This window comes from Mesorhizobium sp. P2_C5_2, from assembly GCF_056404535.1.
On sequence record NZ_JBFUDV010000005.1, the window covers coordinates 439,355 to 463,575 of the forward strand.

Consider the following 24,221-nt stretch of genomic DNA (forward strand, 5'->3'; position numbering starts at 1 on the left):
TCAGATCTTGGCGTCGTGCGGCAGGGGCGCTGTCGCTTTCTCCAGCCAGGCCAGCGTCTCGCCGTCGAGCATCGGGCCGATCTCGGCCAGCACCCAGGCATGGTAAGTATCCAGCCAGTGCAACTCCTCGCGCGTCAACAGGTCGGTGCGTATCAGCCTGACGTCGATCGGCGCCAGCGTCAGCGTCTCGAAGCTGTGCATGGCGATGTCGCCGCCTTCGACCGGTTCGGCCTGTGTCACCAGGATCAGGTTCTCGATGCGGATGCCGTAAGAGCCTTCCTTGTAATAGCCGGGCTCGTTGGACAGCATCATGCCGGCGAGCAGTTTTTCGGTGCCGGTGCGTGCGATGCGCTGCGGTCCTTCATGGACGGCCAGATAGGAGCCGACGCCATGGCCGGTGCCATGGGCGAAGTCGCAGCCATGCTTCCACAGCGCCATGCGCGCGACTGCGTCGATTTCGGAGCCGCGGGTACTGGCGGGGAAACGCAGCGTCGAAATGCCGATCATGCCCTTCAGCACCAGCGTGAAGCGCTCGCGCATCTCTTCGGTCGGCTGGCCGATCGGCACGGTGCGGGTGATGTCGGTGGTGCCGTCCTGATACTGAGCGCCGGAATCGAGCAGGAACAGCTCGCCCTTTGCCAGCTTTCGGTTGGTGGCGCGCGACACACGGTAATGCATGATGGCGCCGTTCGGGCCGGCGCCGGAAATGGTGTCGAAGGAGACGTCGCGCAGCGGCATCTGCGTCTCCTCGCCGGTCTGCCGGCGCGCTTCCTCCAGTTTGGTGACGACGGTTATTTCGTCGAGCGAGCCCGGCTTCTGCCGCTCCAGCCAGCATAGCAGCTTCGCGACTGCCGCCCCGTCGCGGCGATGCGCGGCGCGGCTGCCGGCGATCTCGGCCTGGTTTTTGGTCGCACGCGGAATGCGGGCAGGATCGGGCGCCAACACGACGGCGCCGCCATTGTCCTCGCCCAGCATTCTGAGCTTTTCCGCCGCCAGCACCGGGTCGAGCGCGATCCTTGCGCCACCCTTGGCAAGGGCAACGACCGCCGCCTCGAATTCACCGGGCTCGTGCAGGTCGGCGAGCTGGGTGAGATAGGCGGCGACCGTGCGCGAGAATTTTCGGCTGTCCATGAACAGCTGGTGCTTGCCATCGGCTGCGAGGATCGCGAAGCCGAGCGCCAGTGGCGTGTGCGGCACGTCGCCGCCGCGAATGTTGAAGGCCCAGGCGATGGAGGAGGGGTCGGTGAGCACGGCGTGCGTGGCGCCATCTTTGCCGATCGCTGCCGCCAGCCGCGCCAGCTTGTCCTTGGCCAGTTCGCCGGCAAAGCCGATCGGGTGGATCTCGACCGGCGCCACCGGCGGTGCCGGCTGGTCCTTCCAGATGATGTCGATCGGGTTTTTCTCGAGCGGCACCAGCGTCGCTCCGGATTGCTCGGCCGAAGCCTTCAGCGCCTTGATGTCGCCAATCGTGTGCAGCCAGGGGTCGAAGCCAAGCCTGGCGCCCTTGCCGAGATTGTCCCTGATCCAGGCAGGCGGCGGGTTTTCGACGAGGCTTTCGATCGAGAAAATGTCGAGATCGACTTCGTGGCGCACCTGCAAGGTATAGCGGCCATCGACGAACATGAAGGCGCGGTCGCGCAGCACCAGCGCGACGCCGGCCGAACCGCTGAAGCCGGTCAGCCATTTCAGCCGTGCCGAGCGGTCGGCGACATACTCGCCTTGGTGTTCGTCGGCGCGCGGCACGAGGAAACCATCGAGGCCATTGGCCGCCAGCCATTGCCGCAGCAGCTTCACGCGCGGCTTGCCGACGCTGGGATCGCCGGCGGAATCGAAGGTCTGGAACATGGCTGATATCCTCCTGTATTCGGCGCGACCGTAGCGCATGACCCGAAGAACCGGAATCGATTTTCGAGACAGCGGATTGGTCCAAAGCGCGTTTCGCCCCTGCGGCTCAGCGCTCTATTCAGTGCTTGAGGTGGATCGTCACCCAGCCTTCGCGGTGCAAGGTCCTGACATGCCGGAAATTCTGGCCGATATAGGCCGAGATCACCGCGTTGCACTGGCGATCGAGGATGCCGGACAGCACGATCGAGCCGCCGAGGCTGATGTGCCGGGCCATTTCCGGCGCCAGCCGCATCAGCGGCCGCGCCAAGATGTTGGCGACGATGAGGTCGAAAGGCGCGCGCTTGCCGAAGATCGGGTGGTGGAAGCCGGGGGCCGTCACCGTTTCGACCAGCGCCTTGACGTGGTTGAGACGGGCATTGGCGGCGGCAACCCTGACAGCGATCGGATCGATGTCGGTCGCCAGCACCGGAATATGCGCCAGTTTGGCGACGGCGATCGCCAGCACCGCGCTGCCGGTGCCGAGGTCGAGTGCGTTCTTCGGATGCTCGCGGCGCACCACCCGTTCCAGCATTTCCAGGCAGCCGGCGGTGGTGCCGTGATGGCCGGTGCCGAAGGCAAGGCCGGCCTCGATCTCGATGGCGAGTTCGCCGCTGTGGCGCTTCCGGCGGTCATGCGCGCCATGGACGAAGAAACGCCCGGCGCGCACCGGCTTAAGCCCTTCCAGCGAGCGCGCCACCCAGTCGATGTCGGGCAAAACCTCGCGTTCGATCGGCTTCGACAGGGAAAGTCCGGCCAACATGTCTTCCAGCCTTGCCTCTATCCCGTCGACATCGCCGTCGGCGTAAAGCGAGACTTCGTAGATGTCGCGGTCCTCATCGACCTCGAGCACGGCGATCGGGAGGCCTTCATCTTCGAAAGCCGGTTCGAGCGCGGCAAAGATGCTGTCGGCCTCGACCTTGCCAGCCGTGAAATAGAGTCTGGTCTGCACCATCAGCTTTGGGCGCCTGCCGCCAGCCGCTTCAGCTTGGCGATAGCCGTATCGGCGCTTTCGCCATAGGCGATGGTGCCCGAAAACTCGCCCTTGGCATTGAGCAGCAGCACCGAGGCGGTGTGGTCCATCGTGTAGTCGCCGTCGCCGGTGTCGACCTTTTTCCAGTAGATGCTGAAGGACTTCGCCATCGCGTGCACCTTATCGGGATCGCCCGATATGCCGACGATGCGGTCGGAAAAATTGCCGACATAGGTTTTCATCACCTCGGGCGTGTCGCGCTCGGGGTCGACGGTCACGAAATAGGCGTTGAGGCTCTTGCCGTCGTCCCCCAGGGTCTTCAGCCAACCGGCGAGTTCGAACAGCGTGGTCGGACAGACTTCCGGGCAATGGGTGAAGCCGAAGAAGACGACGCTGGGATGGCCGCTCCTTAAGGCGGCTTCGGTGATCGGTGCGCCTTTCTGGTCGACCAGCGCGAAGGCGCCGCCATACGGCTCGCCGCCATAATGGCCCTTGTACCAGTCGAAGGTGAGCCAGCCGATGCCGGCCGCCATAAGGACGAGAATGCCGACCAGAATTGAACGCATCATCAGGAAATGTCCGTCGTAATTTTGATGGGCGCCGGATCAGCACCGTTTGGCGGACAGTCTTAACGGGTTGACCCCGCGCGCGCAAAGATGTCGCGTTGCCGCAACCGGAATTACCAAACCGTAATTTGACCGGTTCGGACCTCTACCTATCTTCACAGTCTGCTCTCTTGCCGTGGAACCAGCCAATGTCGGACACGCCTGTAGTCTCCTACTCGAAGACCCAGATATGGCTGCACTGGAGCATCGCCGCGCTGATCCTGGTCCAGTTTCTCGTCCCTGACGGCATGCAGCATGTCTGGCGCGCCTTTCGCAGGGGGCTGGAGGTCTCGCCCGGTGACGTACCGCTGGCCTATATGCATGTCGTGATCGGCCTCACGGTGCTGGTCCTGGCCACATTTCGGCTGTGGCTGAGGACGACACGTGGCGTTCCGCCGGTTTCGGGCATGGAGCATCCGGCCCTGAGACTGCTGGCGAGAGCGACGCATTTCGTCATCTACGCGCTTATCTTCATCGTTCCGCTTGCCGGCGCGGTCGCCTGGTTCCTGGGTGTATCGGCGGCGGCCCAGGTGCATGTGCTGGGCCAGAATGTCCTGCTCTATATTGTGCTCCTGCACACCGCCGGCGCGCTCGTTCAGCATTTTGTCCTCAAGACCGATGTGCTGCGGCGGATGCTGGCAATCCGGCAGGCCTAGCTTGCAAAGCCAGGCTGGTCGCCCCACCTGTGGTCGGCAAAACCAGAACCTGAGGAGGCTGCGTTGCAAAGACGGATTGGGCAAAAACTGTTCGGTGGCGCATTGGCCGCATGCATTGTCCTTGGCGCCGGTGCTGCCGCGGCAGAGGAAGTCGGCAAGGTCGGCGTCGACTGGGTGGGCAACGACATCATCGTCGAGGCGATCAAGGACCCGAAGGTCGAGGGCGTGACCTGCCATGTCTCCTATTTCGACCGCAGCGTCGTTGACCGCCTGCAGAAAGGCAACTGGTTCGAGGATCCCTCCGATTCCTCGATCTCCTGCCGCCAGACCGGGCCGATCACCATCGGCGACATCGACATGGGCGAGGGCGGCGAAGAGGTGTTCAAGCAAGGCATCAGCCTGATCTGGAAGAAGCAGGTGGTGAACCGCATCTACGACAAGAAAAACGAGACGCTGATCTACCTCTCGCATTCGCGCCAGGTGCAGGACGGGTCGGCGAAAATGTCGGTGACCACGGTGCCGCTGTTCGGCCAGAGCGTGGTGTGGACCAACGGCCAGCCGAAATAGGCTCCGGCAACAGCTGACGGACGATTGGTCCCGCTTGCGGGACCAATCGCTCGGGCGTAAAGCCGCCACATGGACCGTACTGAAAACCTCGTCCTGAAAGACCCTGAGCCGCGCATCCATCCGACCGCGGAGCTGAAGGCGTGCAAGCTCGGCCGCTATGCCTCGATCGGCGAACGGGTCGTGCTGCGCGAGGTCAATATCGGCGATTTCTCCTATTTCGAGCGCCATGCCGAGGCGATCTACACGACGATCGGAAAATTCTGCTCGATCGCCGCCAACAGCCGCATCAACGCGCTGGAGCATCCGATCGAGCGTATCACGCAGCACAAGCTGAGCTACCGGCCGAACGAATATTTCCGCTGGCTGGGCGTCGACGCGGCGTTCCGCGCGCGGCGGCAGGCCAAGGCCGTCAGCATCGGCCACGATGTCTGGATCGGCCATGGCGCTGTCATCATGCCCGGCATCAGCATCGGCAATGGCGCCATCGTCGGCGCCAATGCCGTGGTGACGAAGGATGTGCCGGCCTACACAATCGTCGCTGGCGTGCCGGCGAAGCCATTGCGCCGGCGTTTTCCGGCCGAGATCGCAGCGCGGATCGAAAGCCTCGCCTGGTGGGACTGGCCGCCGGAGAAGCTGGCGAAAGCCGTTCCCGACATGCAGGCCTTGCCGATCGAGGCCTTCCTCGATCGCTGGGAGCAAGAGCGCTCCTGAGCGCAGCGGTCAGATTAGCATGCCGCCAGCTTTCGCCGCGCGTGCGCGTCTTCATCGACTGGCTGGTCGAAATCCTCGCACCGAAATTCTGAGACTGCGTGCCTGTCGGGACGAGCTTCCGCCGGTCTCCGGTAACCCCTTCCGCTATGCGGGGGTGGCGCAGCGGAAGGGGCTTTGGAGGTAAACCGCCGTGAAGCGGAAGGAGCAGGCTTTCTGGCCTACACAGGGACTATGGCAACAAACCCATAAGGCGGCTTTTCCCGGCGCTGCGCCTTTGGCGTGTGGTCAATTGCATCAGCGATTGTGAGGCGACAGGGAACCCGGAGCGGCTGCCGATTGTTTCTTGCTGAGCGACGAACGCGGCCGCCCGGCTTACCGCGCTTTGGGCCATTGAGGGATTTGAATTGGAAAAGCTCTTCACCAGGATCGCCAACACCGTTGCCCATCTGGCCGGGCTGCCGCTGACCTTTGTCGGCTGCTGCGCCATCGTCATTGTCTGGGCGGTCAGCGGGCCATTCTTCGGCTTTTCCGATACGTGGCAGCTGGTCATCAACACCGGAACGACGATCATCACTTTCCTGATGGTGTTCCTGATCCAGAACACCCAGAACCGCGACGGCGTCGCGGTCCAGGCCAAGCTCGACGAACTGATCCGGGTCGGCAAGGGCCACAACCATTTCATCGGCATCGAGCACCTGACCGAATCCGAGGTCGAGGAAATCCGGGACAAATGCGAGCGCGCGGCAAAACGGCACGACCGCGAAATTGCCGAGCTGGCCGCCAAGAAAGCCGTCACGCAGAAACGCTCCCCGAAAAAACGCGCCGCCTGAATTCTTTGTGTTTACGCAATCCCGGACGGAAAACCGCTCACACTTTTCCTGGAATTGCTTGTTCAGCGCTCCACGAAGGCCGCGAAGGCGTCCTTGTGGTCGGGGTGCCAGCGCGAGAGAGCAGGGCGGTTCTCGATGATGTCGCCGATCGCCCAGGCCATGCGCTTTTCATCCGTCGGCCGCTTCACCTCATTGTCGGGACACAGGATGTAGAAATCGCCTGTAATAAGCGAGTCCAGCATGAAGTCGATCACCTGTTCGCCGGTCCAGGCGGCGGCCGGTTTTTCGGTCGCGCCCTCGGTGATGCCGGTGAAGGTGAAGCCGGGAATGAGAAGATGCGCCGCGACCTTTGCACCCGACTCGTTACGCAGTGCGTGCGACAAGCCTTCGGTGAAGGTCTTCAGCGCCGATTTGGAAACGTTGTAGGCCAGGTTGCCGGGCGGCGTGGTGATGCCTTGCTTGGAGCCGGTGTTGACGATCAGGCCGGGTTTGCCCGACGCCAGCATGGCCGGCGCGAAGGCCTCGACGCCATGCACGACGCCCCAGAAATTGATGTCGATCAGCCGCTTCCAGGCCTCACCGTTTTCCCACGGTTTTCCCGGATTGTTGCCGACGCCGGCATTGTTCATCAGCAGCGAGACAGTGCCGAAGGCACTGTGGGCCTTTTCCGCCAGCCGGACGAGATCGTCGGCTTTCGAGACGTCGGTGGCGACGGCGAGAACGGCATCCTCGCCGCCGATCGCGGCGACCGCCTGGCGGGCCGCATCGAGGCGCGCGCCGCCTATGTCGGCCAGCACAATCTTCATGCCCATCGCCGCCAGCTTCTTGGCCGCGGCAAGGCCGATGCCGCTTGCTCCGCCGGTGATGACGGCGACATTGCCTCGGCTGAGGGCGGGCAAAGCGGACTGGATTTCGGCGTCGGAGGTCATGATCTTTTCCTTGGGTTCGGGTCGCGCCGAACTTAGCGCGGGATGCGCTTCGCGCAAGGCCGGCCAGCGTGTTCGGGTTGACCGCATCGGCGGCGGCTGCGCATGTTGCGGCTGAAACGGGAGACCGCCGATTGACCGACTGGATCGCAATCCTGAAAGAGCAGACCGCCACCGGCGACCAGATGGGCCGTGAGGTGCCGCAGATGCTCGCCAATCCCGATATCAGCGAAGCGCAGGTGAAGACGCTGTTTTCGGCGCTGGAAAAACAAGCCGAGTTCGTCGAGAAATTGCGCATGGCGCTGGAGAAATTCGGCCATGATTTTTCGATCATCAAAGCGGCCGAACGGCTGGAGGAGCGCTATGCCGATCTCGCCGCGTCGGTCGCCGAAAAGCTGAAAGCGATGCGCAAGTAGCGGCGGCGCTCGCTACTTTTCGATCACCCGCGAAAAACGCGTGTCCGGCACGAACCAGATCGCGGCCACCAGCACGTAGATCGCGACGCCGACCCACTGATTGACGAAGGTCAGCAGCACCGCTGTTGTGTAAAGCACCACCGAAATCTTGCCCTTGCGGTCACTGCCCAGCGCCTTGGCGAAGGCGGTTTCGTTGCCATGCAGATGGCGCAGCCTGGTCACAAGAATCTTGTAGGCGACCCCACACAGCGCCAGGTCGACGCCATAGACGGCGACAGGGATCGGCGCGAAATGATTCTCGCCCATAAAGGCCGTCGTTGCCGGGATCAGCGACAGCCAGAACAGAAGGTTGAGATTTGCCCACAGCACACCGCCGTCGACGCGCTGCACGGTGTGGAACATGTTGTGCAGATTGTTCCAGTAGATGCCGACATTGATGAACGACAAGACATAGCTGAAGAAGATCGGCCACAACGGCGCCAGCGCGGAAAGATCCTCGCCATGCGGCACTTTCAGCTCCAGCACCATGATGGTGATGATGATGGCGACGACGCCATCGGTGAATGCCTCAACCCTGCCTTTGCCCATGATTCCTCCCTCTCGATGGACAGACGTTAAGGGAGGATTTCGGGCAAGGCCATCCTGACAAGATTGTCAGGATGGGGTTCGGCAAGTGGAACAGCCGTCCTTACATGGACGTTGGACTTCAACTGGGCGTTGGGCAACTGGCCGGAGGTTTGCCATGACCAGCTATGCAGAAACCATGACGACGCGCGACAATGAACTCGGCGGCCGTGCCGGGATGGCCGCCGTTGCCGCCATGATCGCAGCATTATTCGCCGGCAGCACGGCGCTGACGCCGCTTTACGTCATCTACAAGCAGGCGTTCGGCTTCTCGCAGATCACACTGACGCTGGTCTATGCCGTCTATGTCGTCGGCAATCTTGGCGCGCTGCTGATGTTCGGACGCTTGTCCGACGGCATTGGCCGCCGGCCGGCAGCCCTGGCAGCGATGGCGGTGGCGGTGGTCAGCGCGCTGGTGTTCCTGCTGGCCGAAAATGTCGCCTGGCTCGACGTTGCCCGCATCCTGAGCGGGCTTGGCATCGGCATCGGCGCGGGAACCGGCACCGCCTGGCTCGCGGAGTTGATCGAAGGCGAAAACAAGTCACGCGCGGCCGTCATCGCCACCAGCACCAACTTCGTCGGGCTTGGCCTTGGCGCGCTGGTGTCCGGGCTGCTTGCCGAATACGCCCCTTGGCCGCTCAGGCTGACATTCGCCGTCTATCTGGCGATGCTTGTCGTGGTCACGCTGCTGATCTGGCGCACCCGCGAAACGGTTTCGCGGCCGGGACGGCTGGCTGATGTTTCGCTACAGCCGCGGCTGTCGGTGCCGGCCGACATCCGCGCCGCCTTCGTGGCGCCGGCGGTGACCGGTTTCGGCGCCATGGCGCTGGTCGGCTTCTATGCAGCACTGGCGCCAAGCATTCTGGCGCAACAGCTGCATGTGGCCAACCATGCCGAGGCCGGCGGGCTGTTCTTCGAACTGTCGATCGTCGTGGCCGCGACCATCCTAGCCACCACCAGACTATCCAGCCGCGCCGGCATGCTGGCGGCCCTTGCGCTGATGATCCCGGCGGCCGCGCTGGTCGTTGCGGCGCAGATATTTGCCTCGATGTCGCTGATGATTGCCGCAACTGCTCTCTGCGGCGTGGCGGCCGCGCTCGGCTATCGCGGCGGCCTGCAGGTGGTGAGCCAGATCGCGCCTGTGGATCGCCGCGCCGAAGTTGTGTCGGCGTTCTTCATCTGCTGCTTCTGCGGCAATGCGCTGCCGGTGATCGGCATCGGCCTGCTGTCGAGTTGGACCAGCGCCGCCACCGCAAGCCTGGCCTTTGCCGGCATGATCACGCTCTTCTCGGTAATCGCATTAGGATTCGGTGCGAAATACGCGCGTTGAACTTCACCCGTTCGGCGTCTCGGGCGCCATGTTGGCGCGCTGGCGCGGGATGCCGAGGCCGGTGTCGGGCGGCTCGCCGGCGGCCGGCCGGTCTTCGATCATGTGCATGGTTCGCCAGTGGCCGAAACGATAGTAGGCGGCGGCCAGCACCAGCGAGGTGATCGAGCCCGCCGGAAAGCTCCACCACAGTGCTTCCTCGCCGATGACGCCGCGCATGAAATAGGCAAAGCCGGTGCGAACGACCAGCACCGAAATGACCAGGATGATCAGCGGCGGCATCACGGCACCGGTGGCGCGCACGGTGGCGAACAGCACGATGGTGACGCCGAACAGGATGAACGACCAGGATGCGACCTTGTTGATGTGGGCGGCAATGTCGATCGCGGTGCTGTCGCCGCTGAGGAACAGGCCGAGCACCGGCCTGTCGAAGAAGAACAGCAGCGCCACCAGCGCGCCGGTGAGCACAAGGTTGAAGCCGACGCCTGAGGCGGCGATCCGGCCGATCCGGTCCCACCGCCCGGCGCCGACATTTTGCGCCGCCATCGAAGAGACCGCGGCGCCAATGGCGAGCGCGGGCATCTGGATATAGGTCCAGAGCTGCGCCGCGATACCGTAGGCGGCGGCGACCTGCGAGCCGTAGGAATTGACGATGCCCATCACCGTCAGCGCTGCCGCCGAAATCACGATCATCTGCAGCCCCATCGGGACGCCCTTGAAGACGACGATCCTGAGCAGTGTCGGATCCGGCCGCAGCAGAGCAACGTCGGCGCCGGCGATCCGCAGCGGATGCTTGCGGGCATACAGCACGACGAGGATGGCGATCACGCTCACCGTCTGGCCGATCAGTGTCGAGGTGGCGGAGCCGGCGATGCCGAGTTCAGGGAAGGGGCCAATGCCGCGAATGAGCAGCGGATTTAGCACGATGTCGAGCACGACGGCGAGCGCCATGAAAAAGAACGGCGTTCGTGAATCGCCCGCGCCGCGCAGCACCGTCATGACGAAGGACAGAAGGTTCATCATCGGCACGGCGACGAAGATGATGCGCAGATAGGAGCGCGCCAGCGGCAGCGCGTCGGGCGGTGTTCCCAGCGTATTGAGGATGGCGTCGACCCAGATCCAACCGCAGACGGCGAACACCACCGAGACGAGGAAGAAGAAAGTGGCGCTGGTGCCGACGATGCGCCGCGCCTCGGGCAGGTCGCGGGCGCCGACCGATTGCGCCACCAGGATGGTCGCCGCCATGCCGATGCCGAACACCGTGCCGAGGATCAGGAACAGCACCAGATTGGCGTTGGAGGTCGCAGTCAGGGCCGATTCGCCGAGGAAGCGGCCGACCCAGACGGCATTGATTGACCCGTTGAGCGATTGCAGCACGTTGGAGCCGAGCACCGGCAGCGCGAACAGCAGCAGCGTGCGCGGGATCGGGCCGCTGGTCAGATCGCCGGTGCGCCGGCGCGGTGGCATTCTTTCGTCCATGGCGGGCATCAGGCGCTGTCTCAGTCCGGGTCGCAATGATCGCCGATTTGGCGGACGAGGGCGATGCGGCATCGGAACATTCCGCTCTGCGTGCCTCGCGCCAAGCAGGTTCTCAAAGCATTCGGAATGGGATATGGATCGTCGCCACGTGGGGCGGCAAACCGGGGGGATCATGTCCGACAATCCGCTTTTTTCTGAGCGCCTGAACCGGCGCGCGTTTCTCGGTGCATCCGCCTTGGGCGTGGCTTCCGTGGCTCTTTCGGCGTGCACCACCACGGACGTGGCGCCGCCGCCAGCGGCAGCGCCGCCGCCGCCAAGCGACTCGGCTTTCGGCGCTGCCGAAAGCATGTATGCGGCGCGCGTCGACGAGGGTTTTTCGCTGCCGGCGATCCCGATCTCCAAGCTCGATCCAAAATTCGTGCGCCAGATCGTGACCGACCCGACCGGGGAAAAACCCGGCACCATCGTCGTCGATACGTCGGAGCATTTCCTCTATCTGGTGCGCGACGGCGGCAAGGCCATCCGCTATGGCGTCAGCCTCGGCAAGGCCGGTTTCGGCTGGACCGGCAGCGCCGTGGTTCAGGCCCGCAAGAAGTGGCCGGTGTGGACGCCGCCGCCGGAAATGATCCAGCGCCGGCCCGAACTGGCGAAGTACAAGGATGGCATGCCGCCGGGACCGCAGAGCCCGCTCGGGGCGCGTGCGCTCTATCTGTTCCGCGACGGCAAGGACACGATGTACCGGCTGCACGGCACGCCGGAATGGGATTCCATCGGCAAGAACGCATCGTCGGGCTGCGTGCGCTTCATGAACCAGGACATCATCGACCTCTACAGCCGCGTCAACGGCGTTGCCCAGGTCTATGTGCGGCCGAACCTCTCGGCGGCCGGCAAGATCACTGCCGTGTCGAACCGGACCGCCGAGCCGATCGATGCCGGCGTGCCGAAGGACGCCGAGATCTTGAAGTAAGGCGTCAGCAGTTCGCTGATCGCCGACAAAAAGCGGACGCGCCAGCGCGTCCGCTTTTTTCTGTCTGTTGTCTTCGACTACTTCTTGGCGAGGCCCGGAAGCGTGACCTGATAGACCAGGAACATGGTGTCGACATCGGCGCCGTCTTCGGCCTTGTAGGGCGCGCCGACCTGGAAGCCGTCCTGGGCGAGGAAGTCGTTGTCGTTGCCGACGAACAGGAAATAATCGTCGGGCAGCGCCGGATCGAGAACGCTGACCACCGACATCGCCTCCCACTTCTCAGACAGGTTGTTCTTGTCGTTCGGCTTGCCGTCATGCAAGCCGAAGCGGCCGAGTTCCTTGTTGTCGTTGATGTCGATGAACGGCGTCAGCTTGGCCGGGGTCACCGAGGGGTCGAGCACGCCCTTGGGCGCCAGCGGCTTGTCGGCTGCATCGAAGGTGCCGCCGGCAATGTCGGTCGCGGCTGAGACGTCGACGACGAAGATCTGGCGCACCAGCGACGTGTCGCCCTTCACCCCCTGGCCGTTGCCGCTGTCGCGCGCCAGCATCAGGAAGGTCTTGTCGGACAGCGCGACGATCTCGCTCTGCGCGGCGATCTTGGTCTTGCCCTTGTCGTCCTTGAACACCGGCAGCGGCACGACATATTCATGCGCCAGCTTGAGATGCGCCGGATCGGACGCGTCATAGACCAGCGCGCGGGTGTTCTGGCGCGTGGCGCCGGAATCGCCGCCGTCCTGGCGCGGCGCGGACTGCAGCACGACGATCAGCGACTTGCCATCCGGCGTCAACGCCATGCCTTCGAGGCCCTGGTTGTTCTGACGGCCGGTCTCGGGATCCTTCGGATCGGGTTCCGCTGCACCGGGGCCCGGATTGTCGGAAGCGAAGTTCGGCGTGCCCTTGCGCATCGGCACCAGGGCCGCCGGCGGCTGCGTCGCCGACATCAGATGGCCGTCGGCCGAGAAGCGGTAGATGTTGGGGCCGTATTCGTCGGAGATGAACATGGTGCCATCGGGCAGCCGCGCGATCGCCTCATTGTCGAGCGCCAGCTTGCCATTGGCCTCGGGCAGGATCGGCAGGTCGCCGCTCGCGGCGCGCACGCCGTTCAGCGGGTCGAGGCCGGTGGCATCAGTGCCCTTGTCGTCGGTCAGCAGCATGGAGTCGGCGAGCGTCGCCTTGACGCCGGTCTGTTCCTGGCCGGCGGCGGGTGCGGCGCCCAATGCCGTCGGCGTGAACTCGATGCCGATGGTGTTGATGCGCGGCCGGTAGTCGGTGGTGCCGACAACATTGTAGCCGCGGTCCGGCAGCAGCCAGAGCGAACCCTTGTAGCCATTGGCGTCATGCGTCCAGCTTGCAGCGTTGATCGACATGCCGGAGCCGGAGCCGAAGGTCTCGCCGAACTTGTCCTTCAGGTCGGCCGGGATGCGGCCGACGCCGACCAGGCCCTTGTTGACGAAGCTCACGCTACCCACGGTGGCGGTGCTGTCGGCAAGGGCAGGGGTCAGGGCGGTAAACAGCGCCAATGCGGCGCCGAGCGACACGGTTCGGTGCGAGATTTTCATGGAGATCCTCTTGTGACAAGCCTTGAGCGGCGCAAAGGGGCCCGCATCGCATCGACGATGTCGCAAGCGCCCTCCCGCAAAGCGGTCTAGGACGCGAACATGATACTTGCGTGACAGAGCGTTCTGCCAGCCATTGGCATTCGGCGCTTGCCGTGCAGAAATGGCTGCCATGCAGGAAACACTCATCGCGTTGGCAATTTTCCTCTGCCTGATGGCGGCGCCGCTCGTCAGCATGGCTGTCTATGGCAGATTGCCGGCGCATCACCGCGACGACGACACCAACACCGTGGTTCGGCTGGCCGCCAACCTGTTCGTGGTCATGACCTCGCTGGTGCTTGGTCTCATGATCAACTCGGCCAAGAACACCTTCGAGTCGATCGACCGCAACGTGCACACATATGCGACCGAGTTGATCCTTCTCGACCGGTCGCTTCGGCAATATGGGCCTGAGACCGCCGAGGTTCGTCAGCCGCTGGTCGCTTATGTGCAAAGACAGACCAACAACTGGACAGAAACGAACGAAACACCCCTCGTCGCCAACCGGCTGTCTGAACGTCTGTTGACCGAGATCAGCACACGATTGATCGCGCTGGCGCCTGCCGACGCAGCGCATGGTTCCCTGCTGGAGGACGCCCACCAGCATCTGCAGAAGGTGGTGGAACTGCGCTGGGCTTTGATTGAGCAATCGGAAGGCACCATCCCGCGGCCGCTGATCGGCATGCTCGTTGCCTGGCTGGTGCTGATCTTCGCCAGTTTCGGTTTCAGGGCGCCGCGAAATGCCATTACCATAGAGACGTTCGTGGTCTCGGCGGCGTTGATTGCCGGGGCGCTCTACCTGATCCTCGACATGGATATACCGTTCTCGGGTCCGATCCAGATCTCGTCGGCGCCGTTGCAGAGGGCTTTGGTTGAATTGCAGCAGTGAGGCGGAACCCGCGACGCGCCAGCGCATTCCTGGATGCGGCGGATTTGCCGGTCCATTTGAGGAGGGCGACATGGGTTTCGATCAGTATCACGAGCCGCCGGAAGAATTGACGCAGAAGGTGCGGACCTTTGCCCGCATGATCACCTCGTTGATCGAGGAGGCGGAGGCGATCAGCTGGTATGAACAGCGCATGTCGGTGGAGAAGGACCCGCAGGCCAAGGCGATCATGAAGAACGCGCAAGGCGAGGAGTTCAAGCATTTCGGCATGGATCTCGAATTCCTGCTGCGTCAGAAGAAGGACTGGCGGGCGGAACTGAAGGAAATCCTGTTCACCACCGGCGACATCGTCAAGGCCGGCGAGAGGGGCGAGAAGAAGGCGGATTGAAGCCGACCGACCTACGTCCGGCGGCGGATCAATCGCTGTCGCGGGCGATCAGCTCCAGCGGCCAGACTTCGCGGATGATGCGCGTGCCTTCGGGGCCGGCGAAGGCGGGGAGCGAGGCCAGCAGCATTTCGGCCAGCCGCCGGCCCATGGGCTCCAGCGACGGACGGAAGGCGGTCAGCGCCGGCGAAAAGTAGCGGCAAAGCGGCGTGTCGACGATGACGATCACCGCGATGTCGTGGCCGGGCCTGATGCCCATCTCGGCGAGTGCCTTGCAGCCGCCGAGCGCCATTGCGTCATTGTTGAAGATGATGGCTGTGGGCCGGTCCTTGGAGAGCATCACGCGCGGCGTCACCTGGTAGCCTCCGGCCTCGTTGATGAAGCCGTCGGCGATCAGGCCGGAGTCGACTTCGATGCCGTGCCGCTCCAGCGCCTTGCGGTAGCCGTCTAGGAACAGGTAGCCGAAGTTGAGATCAAGCGAAGGGCGGATGGCGGCAATGCGGCGGTGGCCGCGCGCGACCAGCCGGTCGACGGCTTCATCACCCGCCCTCTCGAAATCGATATCGAGCGAAGGATAGGTGTCGCCGCCGGATTGACTTCGGCCAAGTGTGGCGAACGGAAAGCCGGTCTTGCTGAGATAGTCGATCCGATCGTCTTCCCGCCGTGTATTGGCCAACACGACCGCGTCGGCCCGGCGCGTCTCAACCACGCGGCGCAGCCTCTCCTGCTGATATTGGCCGGGCTCACCCATGACGACCATCAGATCCAAGTCATACTCGGCGAGCCGCGCCTGCAGACCGGTCAGGAACGGGATGAAGAACGGTTCGCCATATTGCTGGTCGCCGGGATGCGGTTGCAGCATGAAGGCGATCGAATGGGTGGCGCCTTGCCTGAGACTTCGGCCCGACTGGTTCGGGGAATAGTTCAGCTGCTTGGCGGCGGCGAGCACGCGCTGGCGGGTGTCGGCATTGACGTCGGCACGACCGTTCAGCGCCCGCGAGACGGTGCCGATCGAAATGTTCAGGTGACGCGCAAGGTCATGGATGCTGGACGCCAAGGTCAGTTCTCCCCCTGCCTTGGCTAGCACCGGCTGCCGCTCAGGCCAAGGCTTCGGGATGATTTTTGCTGGCAGCCGATTGACATTCTACGCCATCGGGTGTGTTCTCGTAAACGTTTACGGGAAAACGTTTACGGTGATGCCGTGGATGCCGTGACATTCGGTCTGGAGGGACCGGACGGGAGGAATGCCGGATGATGAATGCCGTTCTCGTCGGCTGTGGTGCAATGAGCAAGGCCTGGCTCGATGCCGCGAGGCAGATCGACGGGCTCGCCATTGTCGGCCTTGTCGATCTCGACGCCGAGCGGGCGAAGGCGAGGGCGCGCGAATACGGGCTCGACGGCGTCGTCATCGGCACCAGCCTCAAGGCAGTGCTCGACCAGACCAGGCCGGATGCGGTGTTCGATGTTGTGGTTCCCGCCGCCCGGCGTGACGTCGCCTTTGCCGCCTTTGCCCACAATTGCCATCTGCTGACGGAAAAGCCGCTGGCCGACACCCCGGAAAATGCCCGCGCCATCGTCGAGGCGGCGCGCCGTGCCGGACGCGTCCATGCCGTCGTGCAGAACCGCCGCTATGTCGCCAATGTCCGGCGCATAAGGCGGTTTCTCGACTCCGGCGCCATCGGCAAGCCGACCAGCATTCACGCCGATTTCTTCGTCGCGCCGCATTTCGGCGGCTTTCGCGAGGAGATGGCGCATGTGCTGCTGCTCGACATGGCGATCCACACTTTCGACGCCGCCCGCTACATGGTCGGTGGGGAGCCCGCCGGCGTCTATTGCCAGGAATGGGAGCCGGCCAATTCCTGGTACCGGCAGGGGTCGTCGGCCAGCGCCGTCTTCGATCTCGGTGGCGGCAAGGTCTTCACCTATGCCGGTTCCTGGTGTGCCGACGGGTTCCGCACCAGCTGGGAAGGCAGCTGGCGCATCGTCGCCGAGCGCGGCAGCCTGACCTGGGATGGCCATGATGCGCTGAAGGCGGAAATGGTGATGCCGGGCCGCGATGGGATTTTCGACAAAACGCAGGCAATCGCCATGCCGCCGCTCGACCCGACCGACCGCGTCGGCGGCCATCTCGGCATCATCAGGGATTTCATCCACGCCATAGAGACCGGCACCGAGCCGGAGACGCGCGGCGCCGACAACATCAAAAGCCTGGCCATGGTTTTCGGCGCCATCGAAAGCGCCGAGACCGGCCGGCGCGTCGCCATTGCAGAGGAAGCATCATGACGCCAAACCCGCTTCTCGACATCCGCATCGGCACCATGGTGCGGGCCAATCTCGACGACCCGGCGGCTTACATCAAGCAGATCCTGCCGCTCGGCTTCGAGAGCATCCAGCCCTTCTTCTGGCAAACGCTGGGCGGCAAGGATTTGCCGCGGCTGGCCGGTGAGATTCGCGAGGCGATCGGCGATGCCGATGTCGCCGTGTCCTCGATCGGCGTGTTCGGCAATCCGCTGGAGGATGGCGAGGTCGATCGCGGCGTGCTCGCCGCCTGGGAAACAGTGATCGACAACGCGCATCTGTTCGGCGCCTCGATGGTCAGCGGCTTCACCGGCCGCCTGCGAGGCAAGAAGCTGACCGACAGCCTGCCGCGCTTCCGCGAGGTGTGGGGGCCGCTGGCCAAACGCGCCGCCGACAAGGGCGTGCGCATCGCTTTCGAGAACTGCGCCATGGACGGCAATTGGGCCGCCGGCGACTGGAACATCGCCCACAATCCCGATGCCTGGGAGCTGATGTTCAATGAATTGCCCGACGACAATCTCGGGCTGGAATGGGAGCCCTGCCATCAGCTGGTCTATCTCATCGATCCAATGCCGCAGATCCGCAAATGGGCGCCGCGCATCTTCCACGTCCACGGCAAGGACGCGACGGTGCGCTGGGATGTGATCCGCGAACACGGCGTGTTCGGCAAGCTGCCCTTCGTGCAGATGCGCACGCCGGGTTTTGGCGACAGCGACTGGACGCGGGTGATCAGCGAATTGCGGCTGGCCGGCTACAAGGGCGCCATCGACATCGAGGGCTGGCACGACCCGGTCTATCGCGGCGACCTCGAAATCACAGGTCAGGTGCGCGGGCTGGAATATCTCAAGCAATGCCGGGGAGGTGCGACCTATCTGCCGAATCCGGCGTGACGGCGGCCGGCGGGAGGAGCCGGCCTAATCGTTGAGTACTTGCTGAAAGCGAATGACGAAAACCCCTCGGCTCACCGAGGACAAAAGGGAGGAACGTGCATGAGCATCGCAATGAGAACGACACTTCTGCGCTCGACCGTCGTGGCCGCCGCCACCGCGCTCTGCGCCGCCATCTCCACTTTGCCTGCACAGGCGCTCGACGCCCAATGGTGCAAGGATGTCCACATCCGCTTCTTCGTCGGCGGCGCCGAGGGCGACGCTTTCGGCACCATCGTCTATAATGGCGCCAAGCAGGCGGCGGCCGATCTCGGGCCGAAGGTCGACTACATCTTCTCGCAGTGGGACGTCGAGAAGATGGTGCAGCAATTGCGCGAAGCCGTCGCCGTGAAGCCCAACGGCATCGCCATGATGGGCCATCCCGGCGACGCCGCGATCATGCCGCTGGCCGAACAGGCGCACAAGGACGGCATCAAGATGATGTACCAGAACGTGCCGGTGCCGAAAGTGGTGGAAGCGTTCGGCGGCGGCTATGTCGGCGCCCAGCAGGAACAGCAGGGCCGCGCGCTCGGCGCCGAGGCGTTCAAGCTCGGCAAGCTCAAGGCCGGCGACAAGGCAATCATGATCGGGCCGTTCGAGAACGAGGCCCGCGGCGCACGCGAGCGCGGCACGGTGGCCGCACTCAAGGAAGCCGGCGTCGAGGTGATCCAGCTGTCGTCGCCGCCGAGCGGCGAATGGGCGTCCGATCCCAATCTTGCGATCCCGGTGATCACCGCGGCACTGCTCAACAATCCAGACGTCAAGGCGGTCGGTTATCCCGGTGGCCAGATGCTCGGCAATGTCGCCACCTACATGCAGGCGGCGGGCAGGAAGCCCGGTGACATCTTCAATTTCGGCTTCGACACCAGCCCGCAGATCGTCGAGGCGTTCAAGGGCGGCTGGGTGCAGCTGACGGCCGACCAGCAGCCGTTCCTGCAGGGCTATCTGCCGATCCTCAGCCTTTGCCAGCAGGTGGTGCTGGGGCTGGCGCCGATGAATGTCGACACCGGCGCCGGCTTCGTCACGCCGCAGAATTACGAGATCGTCGCCGAGCTCGCCAAGCAGGCGCTGCGCTGACCTCCCAAGCTGTCGGCCGGGCCTAGGCCCGGCCGACAGGACCGCTGGCGAGAATGCCGGCAAGCGACAATCAAGCGAGGATCGCCATGGCCGAACGCATCATCGAACTGCGCGACATCAGCAAATCCTACGGCCAGGTCTATGCGCTGGGCGGGGTCAACCTCAGCGTCGACCGCGGCGAGGTGGTTGGCCTCATCGGCGACAATGGCGCCGGCAAGTCGACGCTGATCAAGATCCTGTCCGGCGTGGTCAAGCCGACCAGCGGCGAGATCCTCGTGCGCGGCAAGCCGGTGACCGGCTGGAGTGCGGCGCGCTCGCGCGACGCCGGCATCGAGACGGTGTTCCAGGACCGGGCGCTGGCGGTTCAGCAGACCATCGTGCGCAACATATTCATGGGCCGCGAACTCACCGGCTTCATGGGCTTTCTGAAGGTCAACAAGGAAATCGAGGAAGCGAGCCGGCTGATGCGCGAGATCGGCTTCACCTCGAAAGTGTTCACGCCGCACTCAATCGTCGGCCAGCTGTCCGGCGGCGAACGCCAGGGCGTGGCGATAGCGCGCGCCATCTACAAGCAGGCCGAGCTGATCATCCTCGACGAGCCGACGACGGCGTTGTCGCTGACCGAGACCGCCAAGGTCTTTCATTTCGTGCGCCAGGTGCGGGCGAGCGGCCGCTCGATCCTGTTCATCGGCCACAACATCCACCACGTCTTCGACATTGCCGACCGCTTCGTGGTGATTGACCGCGGCAAGGTGGCGCTGACCGCCGACCGCAGTCAGGTCAAGTCGGCCGAAGAGCTGATCAACTTCATGGAAGACGTCGCGCATCCCGGCGGATTGCCCGGACTGCACGAGGCCGATGAGAGGGCAGCGCGATGAGCAAGACCATGGAACCCGATCTGCAGAGCCCGCTTGGCGGCGGGGCAGCCCGCACCGAGTGGAAACACCCGTCCGATCACTGGCTGCGCGGCTTCGTCCTCGACAACCGCGCAGCCCTCGGCACGCTCGCCGTGTTCATCGTCATGATGGCGGCGTTCATGATTGCCAACCCGAAGGTGTTCACCACCTGGTATCTCTACAGTTCCGTGCTGACGACGCTCCCCGTTGCGCTGTTCGTGGTGGTACCGCTGGTCTTCGTCGTCACTTGCGGCGAGATCGACCTGTCATTTCCGGCGACGATGGGCTTTGCCTCCTGGGTGTTCGCGCTGGTGGTGCAGGCCGGCTACGATCCGTTCCTCGGCATTGCCGCTGCAATCGTCACCGGCACGCTGCTCGGCTTTCTCGTCGGATCGCTGGTCGTCTATGGCGGGCTGTCGTCGCTGATCGCCACGCTCGGCATGAATTTCCTGCTGCGCGGCCTGATCCAGATCATCAACGAAGGCAAGTCGACGGCGCTGAGCGGTCTTAGCGACAGCTGGGCCTATGCCATCTTCTCCAGTCAGGTGTGGGGCATCCCGGTGCAGATCTTCTGGGCTCTCGCCTTCGTCGTTTTGTCGGCAATGCTCTACAACCGCCACCGCTTCGGCGCGCAGGTGAGGGTGGTCGGCGACAATCCCGACAGCGCCCAGCAGATGGGCATCGACGTCAAGCGCGTGCGGGTGAAAGTGTTCGTCTTCGTCGGCATCGGCGCGGCGATCGCCGGCACGTTTTCGGTGATGATCAACTTCACCTGGTGGCCGACGGCGGGCGACGGCTATCTTCTGCCGGTGCTGGCCTCTGTGTTCGTCGGCGGCACGCCGACCTGGGGCGGCATCGGCACGGTTGCCGGTGGAGCGATCGGCGCGGTCACCGTGTCGTTCATCCAGACCGGCGTCGTGGCGGCGGGATTGAGCGGCTTCTACGTGCAGTTCTTCAACGGCCTGATCATCATCCTGTCGCTGCTCGGCCATAAGTGGAACCAGGCAAGGTACAGGTGAGGGCTAGGCTTAGAGCTACTCACACCGCCGCGACGAACCCGTCGAGCACGCGTTTCTGGCCAGCCTTGTCGAAGTCGATGGTCAGCTTGTTGCCTTCGATGTTGGAAATGTTGCCGTTACCGAATTTCTGGTGGAAGACGCGGTCGCCGACGCTGAAGGGCGACGGCGTGTCGGCGACGGATTTGGCGACCAGTTCGCCGTCGATGGTGCGGCCTTTGACCGAGGTTCGGCCGGCGCCGTAGCCACTGTCGGTCTCGCCATAGCCGATGCGCTCGACCTGGTGGCCGGAGCGCGAGCCCCAGTTGCGGTCGGTCGCCTCCGTGCGGTTGGCCTGCGCACGCTGCCAGCCGGGCGTCGCATAGGTGTTGGAGAAGGCGCCGGATTTTTCCGCGCCGACATTGTCGAAGCGCGAGGCGCCATAGGGGTTCTGCCGTCCTGCGCCCTGGCCGCCACGGCCCGAGGCGAACGAACCGCCGCCATAGGAATTGCCATAGCCGCCATAGCTGTTGCCGCTTTCGGCGACCTCGACATGGGCTTCCGGCAGTTCGTCCAGAAAACGCGACGGGATGGTCGACTGCCACAGGCCATGGATGCGGCGGTTGGAGACGAACCACAAATGCAGGTTCTTCTTGGCACGGGTCAGGCCGACATAGGCGAGGCGGCGCTCTTCCTCCAGGCCGGAGCGGCCGCCTTCATCCAGCGCGCGCTGGTGCGGGAACAGGCCTTCCTCCCAGCCGGGGAGAAACACGGTCTCGAATTCGAGGCCCTTGGCCGAATGCAGGGTCATAATGTTGACCGCATCCAGCTCGGCGTTCTGCTCGGCGTCCATGACCAGGGCGACATGTTCGAGGAAGGAGCGCAGCGATTCATACTCCTCCATCGAGCGGATCAGCTCTTTCAGATTCTCCAGCCGTCCCGGCGCTTCGACCGAGCGGTCGTTCTTCCACATGTCGGTGTAGCCGCTCTCCTCCAGAATGGTCTCGGCGAGTTCGGTGTGCGGCGTGGTTTCCAGCGCCTTCTGCCAGCGCTCGAAATTGGCCGCCACTTCGCGCAGAGCGGCGCGTGGCTTCGGCTTCAGCTCGTCGCTTTCTGCGAGCTTGGCGGCTGCCTCCAGCATCGGGATGCGCAACGCGCGCGCCGTGTCGTGGATTTGGCGGATGGTGGCTTCGCCCAGACCGCGCTTGGGCACATTGACGATGCGCTCGAAGGCGAGATCGTCGGCGCCTTGCGCGACGACGCGGAAGAAGGCCAGCGCATCGCGGATTTCCATGCGCTCGTAGAAACGCGGGCCGCCAATGACGCGGTAGTTGAGGCCGAGCGTGACGAAGCGGTCTTCGAACTCGCGCATCTGGAAGGAAGCGCGGACAAGAATGGCCATGTCGTTGAGCTTATGCTTGGCGCGCTGGTAGGTCTCGATGGTCTCGCCGACGGCGCGCGCCTCCTCCTCGGAATCCCAGGCGGCGTGGACATGCACCTTCTCGTCGTCCTCGGCGACCTTCTCGGTGAACAACGTCTTGCCGAAACGGCCCTCATTGTGGGCGATGAGGTGCGAGGCGGTGCCGAGGATGTGCGCGGTCGAGCGGTAATTGCGCTCCAGCCGGATGATCGTGGCGCCCGGAAAATCCTTGTCGAAACGCAGGATATTGTCGACCTCGGCGCCGCGCCAGCCATAGATGGACTGGTCGTCGTCGCCGACGCAGCAGATGTTTACTTTGTTTTCGCTCACGGGCTGTTCCGCGCCTGCCGGCGCGGGCCCTCCGCGCGGGCCTCGCAACGGCTCGGACGCCCGGTCGGGCTTGCGGCCTTCGGCCGGAACATCCCAGCCGTAGGAGGTGTTTGGTCTAACGTAGTTACCTTCTTCCGAAGGATCATCTTTTGGCGCCGCAGGTTTGTAGCTGCCCGCCTCAGTTCGATCAGGAGTCCTGGACGACGGGCTAGGATTTGGAACGCGGCCACCTGGAGCGCCACTTCTTGGCGGTTGTGGCCCACTTGGCGATTGTGACCCGCTTGGTCTTTGCGCCAGCAAGCGCAGCCACATGTATTGCGCGGTGTTGGTGTCCTGGTATTCGTCGACGAGGATGTATTTGAAGCGTTTGTGGTATTCCTTGAGCACGTCCGGATTGGCGCGGAAGATGCGGATCGGGTGGCACAAAAGGTCGCCGAAGTCGCAGGCGTTCAGCGTCTGCAGCCGTTCCTGATAGGCCTTGTAGAGCTCGCGGCCCTTGCCGTTGGCGAAGCTGCGGGCATCGCCTTCGGGAATGTCAGCGGGACCGAGGCCCTTGTTCTTCCAGCCGTCGATCATCTGCGCGAACTGCTTGGCCGGCCAGCGCTTGTCGTCGAGGCCCTCGGCCTGGATCAGCTGCTTGATCAGCCGCACGACATCGTCGGTGTCGAGGATGGTGAAATCGGATTTCAGCCCGGCCAGTTCGGCATGACGACGCAACAGCTTGACGCCGATCGAGTGGAAGGTGCCGAGCCAGGGCATGCCCTCGACCGCCTCACCGACCAGATGGCCGATTCGCTGCTTCATCTCGCGCGCGGCCTTGTTGGTGAAGGTCACCGCAAGGATCTGCGACGGGAAGGCCCTGCCGGTGGCGAGGATGTGGGCGATGCGGGTGGTCAGCACCCGCGTCTTGCCGGTGCCGGCGCCGGCCAGCACCAGGACCGGGCCTTCGGTGGTTTCGACCGCCAGCCGCTGCTCCGGGTTGAGGCCACTGAGATAATCGGGCGCACTGTTGTGGCCGCTGCGGGCGGCCATGGCGCGCGCGGCTATGCCCGACGGGGCCGCGGGCCGCGCATTGGGTTCGTCAAAAAAGGGCATGTCTTCCGAAAAGCCGGACATCGCACCGAATGTAGTGATTCGGCGGCGAAAGACCAGAAGTGTCTACGTTTTGTTCCGGTTTGGAAGCCAGATTCCCGGGCGCCGTGCGAATATTATCGCCCCGGCGCCCGGTGGCCTGTGCAAAACCTCTCGGCCGGCCTACTTGGCTGCAGCCCGCATCCGCTCGCCGATCTTGTCGGCGACATGGAAGGCATCTCGCGCCGCGCATGGATCATGGTGGATGAGGTCGAGTGCTGGAAAATGCAGGGTGCAGACATAGAGGCCGATCGCCCAGGTGCCGACCGAGATGGTCGTTGCGCATGTCCAGCGTGCCACCGGTCAAAATCTCATGGATG

General features: G+C 64.0%; 24 protein-coding genes. 14 read left to right on the forward strand and 10 right to left on the reverse strand.

The window, feature by feature from the left end; genetic code table 11:
- The 3 genes from AC1D1B_RS20580 to AC1D1B_RS20590 all read right to left on the reverse strand — a co-directional run bounded on the left by AC1D1B_RS20580 (position 1) and on the right by AC1D1B_RS20590 (position 3,423).
- The gene (locus AC1D1B_RS20580) at positions 1-1,845 is read right to left on the reverse strand and encodes an aminopeptidase P family protein (RefSeq protein ID WP_477334266.1); all 1,845 of its coding nucleotides are present in this window, start codon (positions 1,843-1,845) and stop codon (positions 1-3) included.
- Between the two features lie 118 nt (positions 1,846-1,963).
- Entirely contained in the window at positions 1,964-2,836 is an 873-nt protein-coding gene (locus tag AC1D1B_RS20585; RefSeq protein WP_477334267.1) for a 50S ribosomal protein L11 methyltransferase, read from the reverse strand.
- Positions 2,836-3,423, reverse strand: a complete 588-nt coding sequence (locus tag AC1D1B_RS20590; RefSeq protein ID WP_477334268.1) for an SCO family protein — start codon at positions 3,421-3,423, stop codon at positions 2,836-2,838. Before AC1D1B_RS20590 ends, AC1D1B_RS20585 begins: the two co-directional genes overlap by 1 nt.
- A gap of 185 nt (positions 3,424-3,608) precedes the next feature.
- On the opposite strand from AC1D1B_RS20590, the gene AC1D1B_RS20595 reads away from it, so the two are divergent.
- From AC1D1B_RS20595 to AC1D1B_RS20610, 4 genes are all read left to right on the forward strand, one after another.
- Positions 3,609-4,115: a cytochrome b gene (locus AC1D1B_RS20595; protein ID WP_477334269.1), complete on the forward strand. Its 507-nt coding sequence runs from the start codon at positions 3,609-3,611 to the stop codon at positions 4,113-4,115.
- Positions 4,116-4,178: 63 nt separating this feature from the next.
- Positions 4,179-4,682: a CreA family protein gene (locus tag AC1D1B_RS20600; RefSeq protein WP_477334270.1), complete on the forward strand. Its 504-nt coding sequence runs from the start codon at positions 4,179-4,181 to the stop codon at positions 4,680-4,682.
- A gap of 69 nt (positions 4,683-4,751) precedes the next feature.
- Positions 4,752-5,393: a transferase hexapeptide repeat family protein gene (locus tag AC1D1B_RS20605; RefSeq protein ID WP_477334271.1), complete on the forward strand. Its 642-nt coding sequence runs from the start codon at positions 4,752-4,754 to the stop codon at positions 5,391-5,393.
- Between the two features lie 404 nt (positions 5,394-5,797).
- Positions 5,798-6,223 carry a low affinity iron permease family protein gene (locus AC1D1B_RS20610; RefSeq protein ID WP_477334272.1) on the forward strand — a complete coding sequence of 142 codons (426 nt, stop codon included), beginning with the start codon at positions 5,798-5,800 and terminating at the stop codon, positions 6,221-6,223.
- 62 nt (positions 6,224-6,285) lie between these two features.
- Here the strand turns inward: AC1D1B_RS20610 and AC1D1B_RS20615 are convergent, their stop codons facing one another.
- Positions 6,286-7,152 carry an SDR family NAD(P)-dependent oxidoreductase gene (locus AC1D1B_RS20615; protein ID WP_477334273.1) on the reverse strand — a complete coding sequence of 289 codons (867 nt, stop codon included), beginning with the start codon at positions 7,150-7,152 and terminating at the stop codon, positions 6,286-6,288.
- Positions 7,153-7,283: 131 nt separating this feature from the next.
- On the opposite strand from AC1D1B_RS20615, the gene AC1D1B_RS20620 reads away from it, so the two are divergent.
- Positions 7,284-7,565, forward strand: a complete 282-nt coding sequence (locus AC1D1B_RS20620) for a hypothetical protein (protein ID WP_095773965.1) — start codon at positions 7,284-7,286, stop codon at positions 7,563-7,565.
- 12 nt (positions 7,566-7,577) lie between these two features.
- Here AC1D1B_RS20620 and AC1D1B_RS20625 read toward each other — a convergent pair whose 3' ends face one another.
- Positions 7,578-8,153 carry a TMEM175 family protein gene (locus tag AC1D1B_RS20625; protein WP_477334274.1) on the reverse strand — a complete coding sequence of 192 codons (576 nt, stop codon included), beginning with the start codon at positions 8,151-8,153 and terminating at the stop codon, positions 7,578-7,580.
- Positions 8,154-8,307: 154 nt separating this feature from the next.
- On the opposite strand from AC1D1B_RS20625, the gene AC1D1B_RS20630 reads away from it, so the two are divergent.
- Positions 8,308-9,519 carry an MFS transporter gene (locus AC1D1B_RS20630; protein WP_477334275.1) on the forward strand — a complete coding sequence of 404 codons (1,212 nt, stop codon included), beginning with the start codon at positions 8,308-8,310 and terminating at the stop codon, positions 9,517-9,519.
- A gap of 3 nt (positions 9,520-9,522) precedes the next feature.
- On the opposite strand, the gene AC1D1B_RS20635 is transcribed toward AC1D1B_RS20630, so the two are convergent.
- Positions 9,523-10,995, reverse strand: coding sequence for an MATE family efflux transporter (locus AC1D1B_RS20635; protein WP_477334276.1), 1,473 nt, complete (start codon positions 10,993-10,995; stop codon positions 9,523-9,525).
- Positions 10,996-11,167: 172 nt separating this feature from the next.
- Between AC1D1B_RS20635 and AC1D1B_RS20640 the strand changes: the two genes are divergently transcribed.
- Entirely contained in the window at positions 11,168-11,962 is a 795-nt protein-coding gene (locus AC1D1B_RS20640; protein ID WP_477334277.1) for a L,D-transpeptidase, read from the forward strand.
- Between the two features lie 77 nt (positions 11,963-12,039).
- On the opposite strand, the gene AC1D1B_RS20645 is transcribed toward AC1D1B_RS20640, so the two are convergent.
- Positions 12,040-13,521 (reverse strand): esterase-like activity of phytase family protein, encoded by a 1,482-nt coding sequence (locus AC1D1B_RS20645; protein ID WP_477334278.1) that lies wholly within the window; start codon positions 13,519-13,521, stop codon positions 12,040-12,042.
- A gap of 169 nt (positions 13,522-13,690) precedes the next feature.
- On the opposite strand from AC1D1B_RS20645, the gene AC1D1B_RS20650 reads away from it, so the two are divergent.
- Together AC1D1B_RS20650 and AC1D1B_RS20655 are read left to right on the forward strand one after the other, a co-directional pair.
- Positions 13,691-14,446: a bestrophin-like domain gene (locus AC1D1B_RS20650; protein WP_477334279.1), complete on the forward strand. Its 756-nt coding sequence runs from the start codon at positions 13,691-13,693 to the stop codon at positions 14,444-14,446.
- A 70-nt stretch (positions 14,447-14,516) separates the two neighbouring features.
- The gene (locus AC1D1B_RS20655; protein ID WP_477334280.1) at positions 14,517-14,831 is read left to right on the forward strand and encodes a ferritin family protein; all 315 of its coding nucleotides are present in this window, start codon (positions 14,517-14,519) and stop codon (positions 14,829-14,831) included.
- 28 nt (positions 14,832-14,859) lie between these two features.
- On the opposite strand, the gene AC1D1B_RS20660 is transcribed toward AC1D1B_RS20655, so the two are convergent.
- The gene (locus AC1D1B_RS20660) at positions 14,860-15,885 is read right to left on the reverse strand and encodes a LacI family DNA-binding transcriptional regulator (protein ID WP_477334281.1); all 1,026 of its coding nucleotides are present in this window, start codon (positions 15,883-15,885) and stop codon (positions 14,860-14,862) included.
- 194 nt (positions 15,886-16,079) lie between these two features.
- On the opposite strand from AC1D1B_RS20660, the gene AC1D1B_RS20665 reads away from it, so the two are divergent.
- The 5 genes from AC1D1B_RS20665 to AC1D1B_RS20685 all read left to right on the forward strand — a co-directional run bounded on the left by AC1D1B_RS20665 (position 16,080) and on the right by AC1D1B_RS20685 (position 21,044).
- Positions 16,080-17,111: a Gfo/Idh/MocA family protein gene (locus AC1D1B_RS20665; protein ID WP_477334282.1), complete on the forward strand. Its 1,032-nt coding sequence runs from the start codon at positions 16,080-16,082 to the stop codon at positions 17,109-17,111.
- Positions 17,108-18,016, forward strand: coding sequence for a sugar phosphate isomerase/epimerase family protein (locus AC1D1B_RS20670; protein ID WP_477334283.1), 909 nt, complete (start codon positions 17,108-17,110; stop codon positions 18,014-18,016). The genes AC1D1B_RS20665 and AC1D1B_RS20670 overlap by 4 nt, the downstream gene beginning before the upstream one ends.
- A gap of 99 nt (positions 18,017-18,115) precedes the next feature.
- The gene (locus AC1D1B_RS20675) at positions 18,116-19,129 is read left to right on the forward strand and encodes a substrate-binding domain-containing protein (RefSeq protein WP_477334284.1); all 1,014 of its coding nucleotides are present in this window, start codon (positions 18,116-18,118) and stop codon (positions 19,127-19,129) included.
- An 86-nt stretch (positions 19,130-19,215) separates the two neighbouring features.
- Positions 19,216-20,007, forward strand: a complete 792-nt coding sequence (locus AC1D1B_RS20680; protein ID WP_477261718.1) for an ATP-binding cassette domain-containing protein — start codon at positions 19,216-19,218, stop codon at positions 20,005-20,007.
- Positions 20,004-21,044, forward strand: coding sequence for an ABC transporter permease (locus AC1D1B_RS20685; RefSeq protein ID WP_477334285.1), 1,041 nt, complete (start codon positions 20,004-20,006; stop codon positions 21,042-21,044). Before AC1D1B_RS20680 ends, AC1D1B_RS20685 begins: the two co-directional genes overlap by 4 nt.
- 19 nt (positions 21,045-21,063) lie before the next feature.
- Here AC1D1B_RS20685 and AC1D1B_RS20690 read toward each other — a convergent pair whose 3' ends face one another.
- The gene (locus AC1D1B_RS20690; RefSeq protein ID WP_477334286.1) at positions 21,064-23,886 is read right to left on the reverse strand and encodes a UvrD-helicase domain-containing protein; all 2,823 of its coding nucleotides are present in this window, start codon (positions 23,884-23,886) and stop codon (positions 21,064-21,066) included.
- 138 nt (positions 23,887-24,024) lie between these two features.
- Positions 24,025-24,201 carry a hypothetical protein gene (locus AC1D1B_RS20695; protein WP_477334287.1) on the reverse strand — a complete coding sequence of 59 codons (177 nt, stop codon included), beginning with the start codon at positions 24,199-24,201 and terminating at the stop codon, positions 24,025-24,027.
- Between the last annotated feature and the right edge of the window lie 20 nt (positions 24,202-24,221).